Here is a 17,976-nt window from a genome sequence, read left to right as displayed (position 1 = left end):
TTCATAATCGGCGCTTAATCCCGTTTTGTTGCACTGCGCATCCACTTACCCGGAGATTTCCCATGCACGTACTGCTCTGCGAGGACGACGACCTGATCGCCAGCGGCATCTGCGCCGGCCTCACGGCCCAGGGCCTGACAGTCGATCGGGTCGCCAGCGCCTCGGCGGCACGTGCACTGCTCCAGGCAGCCCAGTTCGATGTGATGATCCTCGACCTGGGGTTGCCCGACGAAGACGGCCTCAAGCTGCTGCGTCGCCTGCGCCAGCAGGGCGAGGTGCTGCCCGTGCTGGTGCTCACGGCCCGTGATGCGGTCACCGACCGGGTCGATGGCCTGCAGGCCGGCGCCGACGACTACGTGCTAAAACCTTTCGACCTGCGTGAGCTGGCGGCGCGCCTGCACACACTCCTGCGCCGGGTGGCCGGGCGTGCGGTGAATGTCATCGAGCACGGCCCCTTGGTCTATAACCCCAGCAGTTGCGAGGCGACCCTGGCCGGTCGTCCGGTCGATCTGTCCCGGCGCGAACAGGCATTGCTCCAGGCCTTGCTGCAGAACCCCGGGCGCGTGCTGTCCAGCGAACAGCTCAAGGATTGCGTGTATGGCTTCAGCGATGAAGTCGAGAGCAATGCCCTCAACGTTCATATCCACCACCTGCGGCGCAAGCTTGGCAACAGTATCGTCGAGACGGTGCGCGGGCTGGGTTATCGCCTGGGTGCGGCGCAGGCCCCGCAGGAGACCGCACCATGAGCCTGCGGGTTCGTCTGTCGCTGATCCTGGGCAGTGCCTTCATCCTGATCTGGATCCTGGCGGCGGCCTGGATGTTGCGCGACCTGCGCCAGCAGATGATGTTCTCCCTCGACCAGCGCCTGGTGGCCTCGGCGCGGATGGTCGCGGGCCTGGTCGACCAGTTGCCGCAGCCGCTGGGGGCCAAGGGCCGGGACGCGCACTTCGCCGCCGACCAGTTCAGCGTGCCGGACGGTATGGCCTGCCAGGTCAGCTCCCTGCGCGGCGAGATCCTCGCCAGCAACCACAAGCATGATGGCAGCATGGACGATCAGCGCAGCGGCTTCCGTGACCAGACGATCGACGGCAGTTCATGGCGCACCTTCACCTACAACCATGGCGATGTGCGGATCACCACGGCCGATCGCCATCAGGAACGCGAGGCGCTCAACCAGTCGATCCTGCTAGCCGCTTCGGCACCGGTGCTGATGGCCTTGCTCGGCAGCCTGGGGTTGCTGTGGATTGGTCTGGGCAAGGGGCTGGAGCCGCTCAACCGCATGCGTGACGCCCTGCGCAAGCGTCGCGCCGACAGCGTCGAACCCTTGCAGGTGGCGGGCATGCCCAGCGAACTGCAACCCTTGCTGGAAACCCAGAACCAGCTGTTCCTGCGTATCGCCCAGACCATCGAGCGCGAGCGACGCCTGACCGATGATGCCGCTCACGAACTGCGCAGTCCGCTGACGGCCATCAAGACCCACCTGCAAGTGGCGCGCATGACCGACGGTAGTGTGCGCGAGCAGGCCCTGGAGCACGCCGAGCAGGGCGCCGACCGCATGCACCGGACCTTGGAGCAGTTGCTGATGCTGGCGAGGGTCGAGGGCAGCCTGTCGTTCGAAGATGGCGTGTTGTGCAGTGCCGAACAAGTCGCGCGCCAGGCGGTGCAGGATGCCGGTGGCGGTGACAACCGGCGAATCGTCGTGCGTCTGCCTGAAGAGGCCACCCGCATCTATCTGGGCATGCCCGCACCCTTGGCGGTGGCGGCGCTGCGCAACCTGCTGGACAACGCCCTGCGCCATGGCGGCAACGAGGCGGTGGAGCTGGAGGTGCAGATGGCCGATGGGCAGGTGGGCTTCCTGGTTCGCGATCATGGCCCGGGTATCGCCGACGAGGACCTCAAGCACCTGACCGAGCGCTTCTGGCGCAACAGCAAGAGTGTCGGCAGCGGGCTGGGCTTGGCGATTGTCCAGGCGATCGTCCAGCGCTGCGCGGGCAGCTTGCGTTTCGACAGCCGCAGTGACGGGCTGCGGGTCTGGCTGCAGGTGCCGACGCGGGAGGCTCGGGCCTGATCATCGGCCAATGTGGCATTTCGCGGGTGCGCCTGTGAAATGCCACATTGGCCTCCGAATCTGCTAAATCCACACCCCACTCAAGCGTCTCCCAAGCGATGACTTCCCGACACACATCCGGTTACAGGGACGTGGCGGGCATTCCTACTTGCTTGCGAGGGTTCGCCGATGTCTACTGCTTCCAGCCTTGCCCAGGCACTGCCGGCCGTTGCGCCGGAATCTCTGTACCACTTCGAGGATTCAGCCTTGCTGTTGCGTCAGCAGCAACAGGAATCCAATGCCCGCAGCTACCCGCGTCGCATTCCGCTCGCGCTCAAGCGTGCCCGTGGTATCCATGTCGAGGACGTCGAAGGCCGCCAGTTCATCGACTGCCTCGCCGGTGCCGGCACCCTGGCGCTGGGGCACAACCACCCGGTTGTGGTCGAAGCGATCCAGCGCGTACTGGCCGATGAGCTGCCGCTGCACACCCTCGACCTGACCACGCCGGTCAAGGATCGATTCGTTCAGGACCTGTTCGCGGTGCTGCCCGAGGCACTGCGTCGCGACGCGAAGATCCAGTTCTGTGGGCCAACCGGCACCGACGCGGTGGAAGCCGCATTGAAGCTGGTGCGTACCGCCACCGGACGCAGCACGGTGCTGGCCTTCCAGGGGGCCTACCACGGCATGACCCAGGGTGCGCTGAGCCTGATGGGCAGCCTGGGGCCGAAACAGCCCTTGGGCGCGCTGCTCAACAGCGGCGTGCAGTTCATGCCCTATCCCTACGACTACCGCTGCCCGTTCGGCCTGGGCGGCGAGGCGGGGGTACGTGCCAACCTGCATTACCTGGAAAACCTGCTGCTCGACCCGGAGGCCGGGGTACAGCTGCCAGCGGCAGTGATTCTTGAGGTGGTCCAGGGCGAGGGCGGTGTGATTCCGGCCGATATCGAGTGGCTGCGCGGCGTGCGCCGTATCACCGAGCAGGCTGGGGTAGCGCTGATCGTCGACGAGATCCAGAGCGGCTTCGCCCGCACCGGGCGCATGTTCGCTTTCGAGCACGCGGGTATCGTGCCGGACGTGGTGACCCTGTCCAAAGCCATTGGTGGCAGCCTGCCGCTGGCGGTAGTGGTCTACCGCGACTGGCTCGACACCTGGGCGCCTGGCGCTCACGCCGGGACCTTCCGTGGCAACCAGATGGCCATGGCCGCCGGGTCCGCGGTGATCAATTACCTGGTGGAGCATCGCCTGGACGAACACGCCGCCACCATGGGCCAGCGCCTGCGCGGCCACCTGCAACACCTGCAGCGTGACTATCCGCACTTGGGTGATATTCGCGGCCGAGGCTTGATGCTGGGGGTCGAGTTGATCGATCCGGACGGTGCGCTGGATGCCCTCGGTCACCCAGCCGCGTCACGCACCCTGGCACCGAAGGTTCAGCGCGAGTGCCTCAAGCGCGGCCTGATTCTCGAGCTGGGCGGCCGGCATGGCGCGGTGGTGCGTTTCCTGCCGCCACTGATCATCAGCGCCGAACAGGTCGATGAAGTGGCTGACCGCTTCGCCCGTGCCGTCCAGGCGGCAATGGCGAGCGACTGATCGAAGCCTGCGGGGGCTGTGCACCACAGCCCCCGCAGTGCTCATGCTGCGCTGGCCTTGCGCGCCGCGGTTTGTGGTTGCAGCAGGGCGAACAGGTCCTTCGGGTTCTCAAGCTCGGGGACCAGCGCAATGTCCTGGCCGATATCCAGCGCCTTGGCCACATCCAGCACATAGCGCAGCGCCGAATAATCCTCCAGGGCAAAGCCTACCGAGTCGAACAGGGTCACCTGCGCGGCGTTCTCGCGACCGGCAGCTATCCCTTCGACCACTTGCCAGAATTCGGTGGTCGGTGAATCCGCCGGCATCTGCTGGATTTCACCCTCGATGCGGCTCTGCGGTTCGTACTCGACGATCACCCGTGCGCGCTCGACGATCTCGCGGTGCAGTTCGGTCTTGCCTGGGCAGTCGCCGCCCACGGCGTTGAGATGCATGCCCGGCTCGATCATTTCGGGGGTGAGAATGGTGGCATAGGCCTTGTCGGCGGTGACCGTGGTGACGATGTCTGCACCGCGTACCGCATCGGCCACGGACGCTGCGATGATCAGCTTGAGCTTGGGGTAGCCGGCCAGGTTAGCCGCGAGTTTCTGCGAGGCGGCGCGGTCGATGTCGAACAGGCGGATCTCTTCGATGCCGAGCAGGGTGTGGAAGGCGATGGCCTGGAACTCGCTTTGCGAACCGTTGCCGATCAGCGCCATGCTGCGGCTGTCCTTGCGTGCCAGGTAGCCTGCGGCCAGGGCCGAGGTGGCGGCGGTGCGAATAGCGGTGGTGAGGGTCATTTCGCTGAGCAGCACCGGGGCGCCGGTGTCGACATCACCCAGCGCACCGAACGCCATCACGGTGAGCAAGCCGTTGTGAGTGTTCTTGGGGTGGCCGTTGACGTACTTGAAGGCGTACAGGCTGGCGTCGGACACCGGCATCAGCTCGATCACGCCATCGGGCGAGTGGTTGGCCAGGCGCGGGCACTTCTCGAAATCGTGCCAGCGCAGGTAGTCGCCACGAATGTATTCGGCCATCTCGGCCAGGCAGGTGGGCAGGCCCTTGCGGTTGACCAGGCGGGCGAGGTCTTGCACGTCGATATAGCGGGTCATGGAGTGCTCCTTTGGGGCTCAGTGGCGCGAGGGAAGGTGGACTTCGGCGAGCATGCAGCGTGCGCTGCCACCGCCAATGCGTTCGATGTGGTCGATGTCGACCACCAGCGGATGACTGTGGCGCTCGACCTGGCGGCGTTGGCCGGCGTCCAGCGAGCGCCAGGCGTTGCGCGACATCACCAGCAGCGAGCGGCCGCTGCGGTCGTGCACTTCGAGCATGTTGCCGGCGAAGCCCTCCAACTGGTCGAAACCTAGTGCCAGCACCTCCTTGCCGGTGTCGCGCAGGGAATGTTCGAGGGTGCGGCGTTCGTCGGCGTGGGGCAGGGCGTCTAAGCAGGCGACGGCCAGGGTGCGACCGACGTTCATCATCACGTTGCTGTGATAGATCGGTGCCTGCTGGCGATCGAGGGCGTGGAACAGGCACAGGCGGTAGCCGAGGTGTTCGGCGAACTGGCGCAGCGCCTGTTCGTGGGTGCGACCGGAATGGCAGGCGTAGCTGATACGGTGTTCGCGATCCAGCACCATGCTGCCGGTGCCTTCGAGGAACAGATTCTGCTGCTCCAGTGGGCTCAGGTCGATGGTGCGCTCGATGGCGAAACGCTCTTCGATCACCTGTAGCACACCCTTCTCACGCTCCAGGCGACGGTTGTGACCTTCCATCGGGTAGAGCACCAGGCTGCCATCGGCATGGCTGCTCCACCAGTTGTTGGGGAAGATCGAGTCTGGGGTGTGCGGTTCGGGCGTGTCCTGCACCACCAGCACCTCGACGCCGTGCTGGCGCAAGGTCTGCACGTAGCCGTCGAACTCTTCGAGGGCTTTGCTGCTGGCCGCATCAGGGTCCAGGGGGGCATTCTGGAAACGGTTGTTCAGGGCGGTGTCGGGGTTGAAGGCGAACCGCGCCGGGCGAATCATGAGGACGGTATTTGTTGTTTGCATTGGGCACGCATCCACAGGTGGGCTGTGTGTCCATTTTCCGGTGCGGCAGTGGGAAAAGCCTGCTGAACGGCAGGTAGTCGGCAGCGGCTCCAGCTGAAATGGTGGATGTGGCAGCGGAATCGGCTGTGGAGCCCGAGCTCACGCCCGCTCAGCCTGCGGCCGTCGAGCGCAGCCGCTTGTACAGCGTCGTGCGGCTGATCCCCAGCGCCCGCGCCACCGATGAAAGATTACCGTTGGCTTCGTGCAGCAGGGCGTTGAGGTCTTGCCCGGTGTCGGACCGTTCAGGTGTGGGCAGGGGCGTCGCAGCTTCCGCCAGGAACGCCGCTGGCAGGTGCTCCTCGCCGATGGCATCAGGCCCGGCCAACGCCAGGGCAACCTGCATCACGGTCACCAGCTCGCGCAGGTTTCCCGGCCAGGGATGCTGTTCGAGCAGCGCCAGTATCCGCGGCGACAAGCGTTGTACCTGCCCGGGTTCGCGGTAACGCGCATGCACCTGCTCGATCAGCGCCCGCCGATCGCTGCGCTCGCGTAGCGGGGGCAGTGCCAGTGCCAGCCCGGCGATGCGGTAGTAGAGGTCTTGGCGAAAACGCCCGGCCCGGACTTCGGCAGCCAGGTCCAGGTTGCTCGCCGAGACCACGCGAATGTCCACCGCCACCGGCTCACCGCTGCCCAGCGGCTGGATGCAGCGCGACTGCAGTACGCGCAACAGGCGGGCTTGGGTTGGCAGGGGCATGTCGCCAATTTCGTCGAGAAACAGAATGCCGCCGTCAGCCTTGCGGATCAGCCCGGTGTTGCCTTTGTGGTGGGCACCGGTGAAGGCGCCTTTCTCGTAGCCGAACAATTCCGACTCCACCAGTTCTGCCGGGATCGCCGCGCAGTTCACCGCGATCAGTGGCTGGTCGGCGCGGCTGCTGGCCTGGTGCAGGGCATTGACGAAGACTTCCTTGCCAACGCCTGTCTCGCCCTGGATCAGCACTGGAATATCCTTTTCCAGCAGCAGGCCGGCCTGGGCCAGCGCCTTGCTCACGCGAGGGTCGCTGCTCGGGGGTGTGCTGCGCACAGTTTGATGCGGTGCGCGCCACTGGCAGTGGAAACGGTGGCGACCGGCGACCTGCAGGGCGAAGGCGCTTTCCTGAGGGTGGGCGAGAATCTGTTTCAGCGAGGTCTGGAACAGCTGTTCGAGCGTGCACTGCCGCGGATCCTGGCCCAGCAGGCTGTCGGCGCGATGATTGGCGGCCAGCACTCGCCCATGCTCGTCGAACAGCAGCAAGCCGGCCCAGGGGCTGTCGAGGTTGTCGGGTGCGGTATTGAACAGCAGTTGCCCGTGCCGGTCGCTGTGGGCGGCGAGAATCAGGCGATTCTCCAAGCTCTGGCCCATCATGCGCACCAGGCCGAGGGTCTGGGCGACGGGCAGGTAGCCATCGCTTGAGACATCCAGTACGCCCACCAGCCGACGCTCGGCATCGAACAAGGGCGCGGCGGCGCTGGCCATGTAGCGGTTCTGGCGCAGGAAATGTTCGTCCTGGCCGACGTGGATGGCCTCACCGCAGGCCAATGCCGTGCCCAGCGCATTGGTGCCCACGCCGCGTTCCTGCCAGTGCGCGCCTGGGGTGAAACCGTGCTGCTGGCGCGGCTCGACGAAGCGCCGCGTCCCCCAGGCATCGAGCAGGCAGCCGCCGGCATCGGCGAGCATCACCAGGTAGCTGGAGTTGCCCAGCAGGTGTGTGTACTGCGGCAGTACTGCGTCGCGGGTCAGTTGCAGCAGGGCCTGACGATGCTCGAGCAGTTCGTTCAGTTGTGCGCCGGTCAGGCAGTCGAAATCCGGCGCGCTGTGCGGTTGCAGGCCGTATTCGCGGCAGCGGGCCCAGGAGGCCTGGATCAGGTGGGCGTGGGTCGGGGTGTCAGCGGCCATGGGCCTGTCCCTGTGTGATTGTTGTTGTCGGCGACCGCCCTTGAGTGTCGTTCACAACTGTTCATTGTCAATGCCGTGATTGTTCAACTGTCCAGCGAAACTGTTCATTTGTGTTCGCAGGCGAACAGGGTGCTGCTGCGTAGAGCCGGTGCCAGAGCGTTCGGCGGTTTCTGGCACGGTTCTGGCTCCGTTCGGCGGACAACAATCACAAGAAGGCTACGCCATGACCCTGGTGCTGGAGCAGGTCAGCCGCCACGTCGATAACCAGGCCTGGATCGCCGAGGCCAGTCTGCGTTTCGAGCCGGGCTCGTTCAACGTTCTGCTTGGCCGTACCCTGTCTGGCAAGACCAGCCTGATGCGTCTGATGGCCGGCCTGGATCGCCCGGACAGCGGGCGGGTGCTGATGGATGGCGAGGACGTCACCGGGCGCCCGGTGCGTGAACGCAATGTGTCGATGGTCTACCAGCAGTTCATCAATTACCCCACCCTCAGCGTGTTCGAGAACATCGCCTCACCGCTGCGCCAGGCGCGCCTGCCGGAGGCGCAGATCCGCCAGCGGGTGCACCAGACGGCCGAGATGCTGCGCATCGAAGCCTACCTGCAGCGCCTGCCGCTGGAGCTTTCCGGGGGGCAGCAGCAGCGCACGGCGATGGCCCGTGCGTTGGTCAAGGACGCTTCGCTGATCCTCTTCGACGAGCCGCTGGTCAACCTCGACTACAAGCTGCGTGAAGGGCTGCGCCAGGAGCTGCGCGCGCTGTTCGCCGAGCGCAACTGCATCGCTGTGTATGCCACCACCGAGCCGAACGAAGCCTTGGCCCTGGGTGGCACCACCACCATCCTTCATGAAGGGCGGCTCCTTCAAAGCGGCCCCACCGCCGAGGTCTATCACAAACCCTGCAACGTGCTGGCCGCCGAGTTGTTCTCGGAGCCGCCGATCAACCTGGTCAGCGGGCGGGTCGCGGGCAACGAGGTGAGCCTGGCCGGTGCGGTGCACTTCGCCCGTACCGACGATCTGCGCGCCCTGGCCGATGGCGACTACCGCTTCGGTGTACGCCCCAGCCACATCACCCTGGTGCCGTCCCATGACGACGACCTCGAGCTGACCGTGCTGGTCGAGCTGGCTGAAATCAGCGGCTCGGAAACCTTCCTGCATGTGCGCAACGAGCACTGGCGGATGATCCTGCACCTGCCGGGTGTGCACGAATATCAGGTGGACACCCAGGTTCCGGTGTTCATCCCCACCCACAAGCTGTTCGTCTTCGACAGCACCGGTCAATTGGTACAGGCCCCTGGCCTGCGCCAGGGGAGGCGCCGCTGATGGCCGAGATCCGCTTGCATCGCCTGGCCCACAGCTACAGCCGCCAGCCCGCCAGCGCTGCCGACTATGCCTTGCACGAGCTCGAGCACGTCTGGGAGCAGGGCGGGGCCTACGCCTTGCTCGGGCCTTCCGGCTGCGGCAAGTCGACCTTGCTCAACATCATTTCCGGTCTGCTCAGTCCGTCCCAGGGAGAGGTGCAGTTCGACGGTCAGCCGGTCAATGCGCTGTCGCCGCAGCAGCGCAACATTGCCCAGGTGTTCCAGTTCCCGGTGGTGTACGACACCATGAGCGTGTTCGACAACCTGGCCTTCCCCCTGCGTAACCAGGGCCTGGACGAGCGGCGGGTGAAGGCGCGCGTCGAAGAGATCGCCGAGGTGCTCGACCTGGGGCCGGTGCTGAAGAAAAAGGCGCGCAACCTGAGCGCTGACGAAAAGCAGAAGGTCTCGATGGGCCGCGGCCTGGTGCGCGACGATGTGTCGGCGATCCTTTTCGACGAGCCGCTGACGGTGATCGATCCGCACTTGAAATGGAAGCTGCGGCGCAAGCTCAAGCAGATTCACGAGCAGTTCAACATCACCATGATCTATGTCACCCACGATCAGCTGGAGGCCTCGACCTTCGCCGACAAGATCGCGGTGATGCACGGTGGGCGCATTGTCCAGTTCGGCACCCCGCGCGAATTGTTCGAGCGCCCGCGCCACACCTTCGTGGGCTACTTCATCGGCAGCCCCGGGATGAATCTGATCGAGGTGCGTGCCGAAGCCGATGGCGTGAGTTTCGGCGGTCTGCACCTGCCGTTGCCGGATGGCCTGCGCGAGCGCCTGGCCGAGCAAGCGGGCGAGCGCTTGCAGGTGGGGATTCGTCCAGAGTTCGTGCAGGTCTGGGACCGCCCGATCGATGATGCCTTCGAGGCCCATGTCCTGGATGTAGAAGACCTGGGCACCTACCGCATCCTCACCCTGGAGTTGGCGGGCGTCACCCTCAAGGCTCGCATGGGTGAGGACCGTCCCCTGCCTGAAGGGCGCGCATGGGTCAGCCTGCCGGCGCAGTGGCTGATGCTCTACGTCGATGACCTGCTGCTGGAGGCCGCGCCATGAACAAGGTGCCGAACAACAAGGCATGGTGGCTGGTGCTGCCGGTGTTCCTGCTGGTGGCCTTCAGCGCCGTGGTGCCGATGATGACGGTGGTCAACTATTCGGTGCAGGACATCTTCGACGCCTCCAACCGCTACTTCGTCGGTGCCGACTGGTACCGCCAGGTGTTGCGAGACCCCGCATTGCACGATGCGCTGTTGCGTCAGTTCATCTATTCGGGCTGCGTGCTGCTGATCGAGATCCCGCTGGGCATCGCCGTCGCCCTGACCATGCCGACCAAGGGGCGCATGGCCTCGGTGTGCCTGATCATCATGGCCATTCCACTGCTGATCCCGTGGAACGTGGTCGGCACCATCTGGCAGATCTTCGGCCGCGCCGATATCGGGCTGCTTGGGGCTACCTTGGCCAAGCTTGGGGTCAGCTACAACTATGCGGGCGATCCGCTGGATGCCTGGGTCACGGTGCTGGTGATGGATGTCTGGCACTGGACCTCGCTGGTAGCGCTGCTGTGCTACTCGGGGTTGCGCGCCATTCCCGACGTGTACTACCAGGCTGCGCGCATCGACCGCGCCTCGGGTTGGGCGGTGTTTCGCCATATCCAGCTGCCGAAGCTCAAGAGCGTGCTGCTGATCGCGGTGATGCTGCGCTTCATGGACAGCTTCATGATCTATACCGAGCCTTTCGTGCTCACGGGCGGCGGGCCGGGCAATGCCACCACGTTCCTCAGCCAGACCCTCACGCGCATGGCGGTCGGGCAGTTCGACCTGGGGCCGGCGGCGGCGTTCTCGCTGGTGTACTTCCTGATCATCCTGCTGGTGTCGTGGCTGTTCTATACCGCCATGACCCACGCCGACAAGGAGTAGGCCATGACCTTGCGCAAAGCGGTGCCTTTGCTGCTGTACTTCTTCTTCCTGCTGGTGCCGATCTACTGGCTGTTGAACATGTCGTTCAAGAGCAATACCGAGATCCTTGGCGGGCTGACCCTGTGGCCGCAGGCGTTCACCTTCGACAACTATCGGGTCATTTTCACCGACCCGAGCTGGTACAGCGGCTACCTCAACTCGTTGTACTACGTGTGCCTGAACACGGTGATCTCGCTGGCGGTGGCCTTGCCAGCGGCGTATGCGTTCTCGCGTTATCGTTTTCTCGGTGATCGCCACCTGTTCTTCTGGCTGCTGACCAACCGCATGGCGCCACCGGCGGTGTTCCTGCTGCCGTTCTTCCAACTGTATTCGTCCATCGGCCTGTTCGACACGCACATTGCCGTGGCCCTGGCCCACTGCTTGTTCAACGTGCCGCTGGCGGTGTGGATCCTGGAGGGGTTCATGTCGGGGGTGCCAAAAGAGATCGACGAAACCGCCTACATCGATGGTTACAGCTTCCCGCGTTTCTTCGTGAAGATCTTCCTGCCGCTGATCGGCTCCGGGATCGGCGTGACAGCCTTCTTCTGCTTCATGTTCTCGTGGGTCGAGCTGCTGCTGGCGCGAACCTTGACCTCGGTGAGCGCCAAGCCGATCGCGGCGGTGATGACCCGCACCGTGTCGGCCTCGGGTATCGACTGGGGAGTGCTGGCGGCCGCCGGGGTGCTGACCATCCTGCCTGGCATGCTGGTGATCTGGTTTGTCCGCAACCATGTGGCCAAGGGCTTTGCCCTGGGCCGGGTATAGGAGGGCGCAACGATGGAGTGGATGGCCTGGACCTTGCCCACGGCGCTGTTCTTTGTCGCCGTCGGCGTGCTGCTGTCGTGCATGACTGTGTTCGAGCTGCGTCGCCCCTGTGTGGAGCGGCGCGGTTTTCTGCCGCTCGTCACCAGTCGTGGCGACCGGTTGTTCATCGGCCTGCTGGCCAGTGCCTACCTGCACCTTGCGGTGATCGGCGCCAGCGACTGGCCGCTGTGGATGGCCTCGCTGCTGTCGCTGGCCTGGCTCGTGGTGGTGCTGCGCTGGGGTTAGCCCGGGGCGGCGGATCATTTCAATCGGGAGATCACAATGTTCGATAACGACAACAAGCGGCGACATTTGACTCTGGCCGCGGCGCTGCTGCTTGGCGGCCTGCAGGGCACGGCGTGGGCCGATCAGTACGAGGACGCGGCGAAAAAATGGATCGGCAGCGAGTTCAAGCCTTCCACCCTGAGTGCCGAGCAGCAGATGGCGGAACTCAAGTGGTTCATCAAGGCCGCCGAGCCGTTTCGTGGGATGAAGATCAACGTGGTGTCGGAAACCCTCACCACTCATGAGTATGAGTCCAAGGTACTGGCCAAGGCATTCAGCGAGATCACAGGCATCCAGCTCACCCACGACCTGTTGCAGGAAGGCGATGTGGTGGAGAAGCTGCAGACGCAGATGCAGTCGGACAAGAACATCTACGACGGCTGGGTCAACGATTCCGACCTGATCGGCACGCACTTTCGCTATGGCAAGGTGCAGTCGATCACTGACCTGATGGCCAACGAAGGCAAGGACTACACCTCGCCTACGCTCGACCTGAAAGACTTTATCGGTATTTCCTTCACCACCGCGCCAGACGGCAAGGTCTACCAGTTGCCTGACCAGCAGTTCGCCAACCTTTATTGGTTCCGCGCCGACTGGTTCGAGCGCCCTGATCTGAAGGCCAAGTTCAAGGAAAAGTACGGCTACGAGCTGGGTGTGCCAGTGAACTGGTCGGCCTATGAAGACATTGCCAAGTTCTTCACCGAAGACGTCAAGGAGATCGATGGCAAGCGTGTCTACGGCCATATGGACTATGGCAAGAAAGATCCTTCGCTCGGCTGGCGTTTCACCGATGCCTGGTTCTCCATGGCAGGTGGCGGCGACAAAGGCCTGCCCAATGGCTTGCCGGTGGACGAGTGGGGCATTCGCGTTGAGGACTGCCACCCGGTTGGCTCCAGCGTCACCCGTGGTGGCGACACCAACGGCCCGGCAGCGGTGTTCGCGACGCAGAAGTACGTGGACTGGCTGCGCGCCTATGCGCCGAAGGAAGCGCAGGGCATGACCTTCTCCGAGTCCGGCCCGGTGCCGGCCCAGGGCAATATCGCCCAGCAGATCTTCTGGTACACCGCCTTCACCGCCGATATGGTCAAGTCCGGGCTGCCAGTGGTCAACGCCGATGGCACGCCGAAGTGGCGCATGGCGCCGTCGCCGAAAGGGCCGTATTGGGAAGAGGGCATGAAACTGGGTTACCAGGACACCGGTTCCTGGACCTTCTTCAAGTCCACCCCCGAAAAGCAACGCCTCGCGGCATGGCTGTACGCACAGTTCGTGACCTCGAAAACCGTGTCGTTGAAGAAGACCATCGTCGGTCTTACGCCGATCCGCGAGTCGGACATCAACTCCCAGGCCATGACCGAGATGGCGCCCAAGCTGGGTGGGCTGGTGGAGTTCTACCGCAGCCCGGCCCGGGTGCAGTGGACCCCGACCGGCACCAACGTGCCTGACTACCCGCGCCTGGCGCAGCTGTGGTGGAGTCATATCGCCGAGGTGGCAAGTGGCGAGAAGACTCCGCAGGAAGCCCTCGACGGCCTGGCCCGTGACCAGGACCGCATGATGGAGCGGTTGCAGCGTTCCAACGCCCAGGCCACCTGTGCGCCCAAGCTCAACCCAGAGCGTGATGCGCAGTACTGGTTCGACCAGCCGGGCGCGCCGAAACCCAAGCTGGCCAACGAGAAGCCGAAGGGCGAGACGGTCAGCTACAACGAGCTGCTCAAGTCGTGGGAGGAGGCGCGCAAGTGATCAGTTGCCGAACCGCTTAATGAAAAACGGCACCCTTGGGGTGCCGTTTTTCATTGCTGCGCGCCGAGAATGCTTACTTGTGCAGCTCTTCAGCCGCATACAAGGTGTTCTCCAGCAGGCACGCTCGGGTCATGGGCCCGACGCCACCTGGAACCGGCGTGATCCAGCCGGCGCGGGGCAGGGCGGTCTCGTAGACCACATCGCCCACCAGCTTGCCGTCGTCCTGGCGGTTGATGCCCACGTCGATGACGATGGCGCCTTCCTTGACCCACTCGCCCTTGACCAGCCCCGGCTTGCCGGCAGCTACCACCAGCAGGTCGGCGCGACCGACGTGGCCGGCCAGGTCCTTGGTGAAGCGATGGCAGACGGTGACGGTACAGCCGGCCAGCAGCAGTTCCATGGCCATCGGGCGACCGACGATGTTGGAGGCGCCGACGATAACGGCGTTCATGCCGTACAGGTCTTGCCCGGTGCTTTCCAGCAGGGTGACGATGCCCTTCGGGGTGCATGGGCGCAGCAGCGGGATACGCTGGGCCAGGCGACCGATGTTGTAGGGGTGGAAACCATCGACGTCCTTGTCCGGACGAATGCGCTCGAGCAGCAGCGAAGCGTCCAGATGCGCTGGCAGCGGCAATTGCAGCAGGATGCCATCGACGGCCGGGTCGTCGTTGAGACGGTCGATCAGATCGGTCAGGGCTTGCTGCGTGGTGTCGCTGGGCAGGTCGAACGCCTGGGAGATGAAGCCGACTTCCTCACAGTCCTTGCGCTTGTGCGAAACGTAGACTTGGGAGGCCGGGTCGGTGCCGACCAGGATCACCGCCAGGCCTGGCGTGCGCAGGCCTTGCTGGCGGCGCTCGGCGACACGTTGGGCGATCTGCTTGCGCAGGTTGGCGGCGATCGCCTTGCCATCTATAAGGTGTGCAGTCATAGACGCGTGATTAACCATCGAGAAGGGAACAATAAAGAGGGCGCATTCTCGCACGAGCCGGGCCGAGGGCAAAGGCGCGTGGTCGGGCAAATCCCCTAACCCCTTAAATAATTTAAATTTTTTTGAAAAAAGTGTTGACGACCTTTCGGCTCGTCTATAACATTCGTCGCACTTGTCGGGCACAACCTAGCACTGGTTAGCAAAGTCAGGCAGAATGAGCGGATTTGCTAGCTCGTTCGGTAAGGCTGAAAATTGATTTGCAATCGTAACGGAAAGCAGATTGAATATGCGCCCGTAGCTCAGCTGGATAGAGCATCCGCCTTCTAAGCGGATGGTCGCAGGTTCGAGTCCTGCCGGGTGCGCCATAAGGCAGCTTAGGCAAGCAAGTAGGTAACGTAACACCGCAATATGGTGGGCGTAGCTCAGTTGGTAGAGCGCTGGATTGTGATTCCAGTTGTCGTGGGTTCGATTCCCATCGTCCACCCCATATTCTTCAAAGGCGCCTTGATTGTATAATCAGGCGCCTTTGTTTTAAGTGCATCACGCGGACGTGGTGAAATTGGTAGACACACTGGATTTAGGTTCCAGCGGCGCAAGCTGTAAGAGTTCGAGTCTCTTCGTCCGCACCATCTAAGCTACTGTTTTTAAAGGGTTTCACCATGTCGCGCCCTCTTTTCGGGAGCGCGGTGGGAACAAACTGGGAACAGCGGCACAAAAAAGGCAGCCATTCAGGCTGCCTTTTTTCGTTGGTGCGTGTCGAGCATCCAGCGCGCTTGGTCGGCGCCTTGAAGGCCAGCTTGTGCTTGATCTTGGCCTGAGCCGACTCGCCGATCTGGCTGAAGTCGAGGGTGATGGCTTTCTGGTAGTTGGTCATGGCCGCACTCGAATGGCGATGCGACGACCTTTCATGGTCACGCCGAGGCTGCGCGTCAGGCGGTCAAACGCATGAAAATCTCCTGAAAATGCCGCCTTGTGCGGCACTTTTCATTTCTGCGGCAAATTCCCAGGGCAGCGGAATTCTGGCGCATCCCTGTCATTTCGCTGGCGGGATTTTTTGTGTTCATCATTCGGCATCACCTCCCAGTCCAGTGTTAATGCGGGATGGGCCTCGGTGTTGGCGGCTGGTCGGATTCTTGCTTGGCGTTTGGCGTTGATGCGATTCCGCGAATAAAAGGAACGAACATGAAAGTCTGCAGCACGCATAGGGATAGTCTGTATTACGTGGTTGGCGCGGTTTTCAATGCGCTGGAAAAACGCCCGGTGGTTGCCGAGCTCGGTGTGCTGCGTGGCGAGAACGCCCTCAAGCTGCGCGCAGCACTGACGCCAGAGCGCATGGTGCTGGCCGACAGTTGGAGCAAGGAGGCGAACAAGGCTTACAGTCCATTCGATCAGTTGCCGCCTTGGGTCTCTCCGGTGGACGACTACGAGTACTACTATGGTGGCTCGCTGCACGACGATGCGACCTGGGACCGCTTGTACCAGGAGTGCGTGTCCAAGTTCGTCGACATGCCCGAGGTCACGGTGATTCGCTCCGAAACCATCGGTGCGATCGACAAGATCCGCGAGCAGACCGGCATCGAGCAGTTCGATTTCGTCTACGTGGATGCCAACCACCAGTACGAGTACGTCCTGCGCGACATGATGTACTACCAGGAGCTGCTCGGCCCGGACGGCATCATGATGCTCAACGACTGCTGCTTCAGTGCCAATGGCACCAAGCAGAACCTGGGCGTGCTGGAGGCGCTGGGCAGCTTCATGAAGCGTTCGGACTTCATTCCGGTGGCCATGACCAACACCGATTGGTCTGATGTGATCCTGGTGCGCCGCAATTCCGTGCTGGTGCAATTGTTCGACATGGCGCTGAGCAACTCCGACGTCCCTTACGTCGAGATCCCTCACCAGCTGATTACCGCCGCGCGCGTGGTATATGGTGCCCAGCGTCACAACCTCAGCTTCGTCTGATTTCGATGTGGGGAAGGGGTGTGCTGGCTGTTGTGGGTGCTCTTGTGCTCGCAGCATGCCAGTCGCCGCGCGAAGCGCTGGAGCACAGGGCTGCCGAGTACGGTCGTGAGGTACAGGTGCTGGCGCTGGAAAGCTTTCCACTGCTGGTCGTGGCGCCCGCGCGGATGCCCGCAGCCAACGTGCTACGGCTTTATCTGGAGGGTGACGGCCATGCCTGGGTCACGCCCTCGCAGCCGAGTCTGGACCCTACGCCGCGGCAGACTCTGGTGGTCGACCTGGCCATGCAGGATCCGACACCTTCCTTATATATAGCGCGGCCTTGCCAGTTCGTTCAGGCGTCCGGTTGCACGCCGACGCTGTGGGCGGGGCGGCGGTTTTCCCCCGAAGTGCTGGACAGTCTTGGTCAGGCGCTCGACCAACTGAGGGCACGTTATGGCAATCAAGGCTTCGAGTTGGTGGGCTACTCCGGTGGTGGCGCGCTTGCCTTGTTGCTGGCGGGGCGGCGTGAGGATGTGTGGCAGGTCCAGACTCTGGCCGGCAATCTGAGTCCGGCTGAATGGGTGCGAATGCGTGAGCTGACGCCGCTGGAAGGGTCGCTCGAACCTTTGCAGTATCGGGAGCGTCTGGCGCGTATTCCCCAGCGCCATCTGCTGGGTGCAGAGGATCGTCAGGTGCCTGCTGGCGTTGCAGCGTTTTATGCGCGGCAATTGGGAGTGGCACGTTGTCTTGAGCTGGTTTCCCTGCCAGGCGTGACCCATGAGCAGGGCTGGCAGCAGGCCTGGTCGAGCTGGCGGCAGCGGCCGCTGGCGTGTGCGCCTGTCGGCCTGAAGGATTGAGGGGCTTGCCCTCTGGTGGCAACGCTATAAAAGCTGATAGATTTCAGCCGGTTGAAACACCGGTCGGTGACCGGCAGGGGAAATACCGATGATTGCCAAAGAAGCGCGCCAGGCGTTGGCGCTGCAGCGATTTCGCGAGGCCAACCCGCAATTGCTCGAGGAGATCCACGAGCTTGACGCGCGCGAGCAGGCTCAGCAAGTCGAGTGGGCGTTCGAGGATGCGGCGCAAGAGCAGGGTGTCGAGCCCTGGGAACTGGCTCTGCAGTTGATCGCCGAAAGCCCGGAGCAATTGCAGGCCATGCGCCTGGAGACTCACCGCGAGGTGGCCGAGGCGCTGGGCATGTCGTGGGAAGAGTATTGCCAGTTCAATGAAATCGACCCGCAGTAACGGGCCGGCTCTGCAGCTGTAACTGTTTGACAAGTTTTTTCGGCGTGCGCCCTCCAAAGTGGTGCGCAGCCCTTGAGTAACGAGGCCTGACGCATTTTTGCGCCGGCCTGTAAACGAAATCGACCGGCGTGGTTGTCCGTCGTCCCGAG

General features: G+C 63.4%; 16 protein-coding genes and 3 tRNA genes. 15 read left to right on the top strand and 4 right to left on the bottom strand.

The annotated features are described in order from the left end of the window. The first annotated feature begins 62 nt into the window (after positions 1-62). The 3 genes from HU748_RS06145 to HU748_RS06135 all read left to right on the top strand — a co-directional run bounded on the left by HU748_RS06145 (position 63) and on the right by HU748_RS06135 (position 3,637). Entirely contained in the window at positions 63-746 is a 684-nt protein-coding gene (locus HU748_RS06145; protein WP_186719696.1) for a response regulator transcription factor, read from the top strand. Next, positions 743-2,068 carry an ATP-binding protein gene (locus HU748_RS06140; RefSeq protein WP_186669617.1) on the top strand — a complete coding sequence of 442 codons (1,326 nt, stop codon included), beginning with the start codon at positions 743-745 and terminating at the stop codon, positions 2,066-2,068. Before HU748_RS06145 ends, HU748_RS06140 begins: the two co-directional genes overlap by 4 nt. Before the next feature lie 168 nt (positions 2,069-2,236). After that, entirely contained in the window at positions 2,237-3,637 is a 1,401-nt protein-coding gene (locus HU748_RS06135; RefSeq protein WP_186669615.1) for an aspartate aminotransferase family protein, read from the top strand. A gap of 41 nt (positions 3,638-3,678) precedes the next feature. Here HU748_RS06135 and HU748_RS06130 read toward each other — a convergent pair whose 3' ends face one another. The 3 genes from HU748_RS06130 to HU748_RS06120 all read right to left on the bottom strand — a co-directional run bounded on the left by HU748_RS06130 (position 3,679) and on the right by HU748_RS06120 (position 7,573). Next, on the bottom strand, positions 3,679-4,725 hold the full coding sequence (locus HU748_RS06130; protein ID WP_186719695.1) for an ornithine cyclodeaminase: 1,047 nt from the start codon (positions 4,723-4,725) through the stop codon (positions 3,679-3,681). 18 nt (positions 4,726-4,743) lie between these two features. Then, positions 4,744-5,661, bottom strand: a complete 918-nt coding sequence (locus tag HU748_RS06125) for an arginine deiminase-related protein (protein WP_186710446.1) — start codon at positions 5,659-5,661, stop codon at positions 4,744-4,746. A gap of 148 nt (positions 5,662-5,809) precedes the next feature. Beyond that, a complete protein-coding gene (locus tag HU748_RS06120; RefSeq protein ID WP_186719693.1) occupies positions 5,810-7,573 on the bottom strand; it encodes a sigma-54-dependent Fis family transcriptional regulator in 1,764 nt (587 codons plus the stop codon). A 223-nt stretch (positions 7,574-7,796) separates the two neighbouring features. Here HU748_RS06120 and HU748_RS06115 point away from each other — a divergent pair, with 223 nt between their 5' ends. Genes HU748_RS06115 through HU748_RS06090 form a run of 6 tightly spaced genes read left to right on the top strand, consistent with a single transcriptional unit; the run spans position 7,797 to position 13,713 of the window. Beyond that, positions 7,797-8,891, top strand: coding sequence for an ABC transporter ATP-binding protein (locus HU748_RS06115; protein ID WP_186669607.1), 1,095 nt, complete (start codon positions 7,797-7,799; stop codon positions 8,889-8,891). Further along, positions 8,891-9,988, top strand: coding sequence for an ABC transporter ATP-binding protein (locus HU748_RS06110; protein ID WP_186719691.1), 1,098 nt, complete (start codon positions 8,891-8,893; stop codon positions 9,986-9,988). Before HU748_RS06115 ends, HU748_RS06110 begins: the two co-directional genes overlap by 1 nt. Further along, complete coding sequence (locus HU748_RS06105; RefSeq protein WP_186719689.1) at positions 9,985-10,848, top strand: sugar ABC transporter permease; 864 nt, start codon at positions 9,985-9,987, stop codon at positions 10,846-10,848. Before HU748_RS06110 ends, HU748_RS06105 begins: the two co-directional genes overlap by 4 nt. A 3-nt stretch (positions 10,849-10,851) precedes the next feature. Further along, positions 10,852-11,652 carry a carbohydrate ABC transporter permease gene (locus HU748_RS06100; protein ID WP_186669600.1) on the top strand — a complete coding sequence of 267 codons (801 nt, stop codon included), beginning with the start codon at positions 10,852-10,854 and terminating at the stop codon, positions 11,650-11,652. Positions 11,653-11,664: 12 nt separating this feature from the next. Continuing rightward, complete coding sequence (locus tag HU748_RS06095) at positions 11,665-11,937, top strand: DUF2160 domain-containing protein (protein ID WP_186719687.1); 273 nt, start codon at positions 11,665-11,667, stop codon at positions 11,935-11,937. 36 nt (positions 11,938-11,973) lie between these two features. Continuing rightward, entirely contained in the window at positions 11,974-13,713 is a 1,740-nt protein-coding gene (locus tag HU748_RS06090; protein ID WP_186719685.1) for an ABC transporter substrate-binding protein, read from the top strand. A 73-nt stretch (positions 13,714-13,786) separates the two neighbouring features. Here the strand turns inward: HU748_RS06090 and folD are convergent, their stop codons facing one another. Continuing rightward, entirely contained in the window at positions 13,787-14,641 is an 855-nt protein-coding gene (gene folD / locus HU748_RS06085) for a bifunctional methylenetetrahydrofolate dehydrogenase/methenyltetrahydrofolate cyclohydrolase FolD (RefSeq protein WP_186669596.1), read from the bottom strand. 288 nt (positions 14,642-14,929) lie between these two features. Between folD and HU748_RS06080 the strand changes: the two genes are divergently transcribed. From HU748_RS06080 to HU748_RS06055, 6 genes are all read left to right on the top strand, one after another. Next, positions 14,930-15,006: transfer RNA gene (locus HU748_RS06080), tRNA-Arg, on the top strand. Between the two features lie 46 nt (positions 15,007-15,052). Then, positions 15,053-15,128: transfer RNA gene (locus HU748_RS06075), tRNA-His, on the top strand. A 57-nt stretch (positions 15,129-15,185) separates the two neighbouring features. Beyond that, a tRNA-Leu gene (locus tag HU748_RS06070) sits at positions 15,186-15,270 on the top strand. A 553-nt stretch (positions 15,271-15,823) separates the two neighbouring features. Next, positions 15,824-16,603 (top strand): class I SAM-dependent methyltransferase, encoded by a 780-nt coding sequence (locus HU748_RS06065; RefSeq protein ID WP_186669594.1) that lies wholly within the window; start codon positions 15,824-15,826, stop codon positions 16,601-16,603. Positions 16,604-16,647: 44 nt separating this feature from the next. Next, the gene (locus HU748_RS06060) at positions 16,648-17,439 is read left to right on the top strand and encodes an alpha/beta hydrolase (RefSeq protein WP_346655315.1); all 792 of its coding nucleotides are present in this window, start codon (positions 16,648-16,650) and stop codon (positions 17,437-17,439) included. Between the two features lie 88 nt (positions 17,440-17,527). Then, positions 17,528-17,827, top strand: coding sequence for a DUF6388 family protein (locus HU748_RS06055; RefSeq protein WP_186669590.1), 300 nt, complete (start codon positions 17,528-17,530; stop codon positions 17,825-17,827). Positions 17,828-17,976: the final 149 nt, after the last annotated feature.

The sequence above is a fragment of the Pseudomonas sp. RW3S2 genome (assembly GCF_014268955.1).
Lineage (GTDB): Bacteria > Pseudomonadota > Gammaproteobacteria > Pseudomonadales > Pseudomonadaceae > Aquipseudomonas > Aquipseudomonas wayambapalatensis.
Note: the sequence above shows the minus strand (reverse complement) of the source record. Positions and strands in the feature narration are given on the sequence as shown.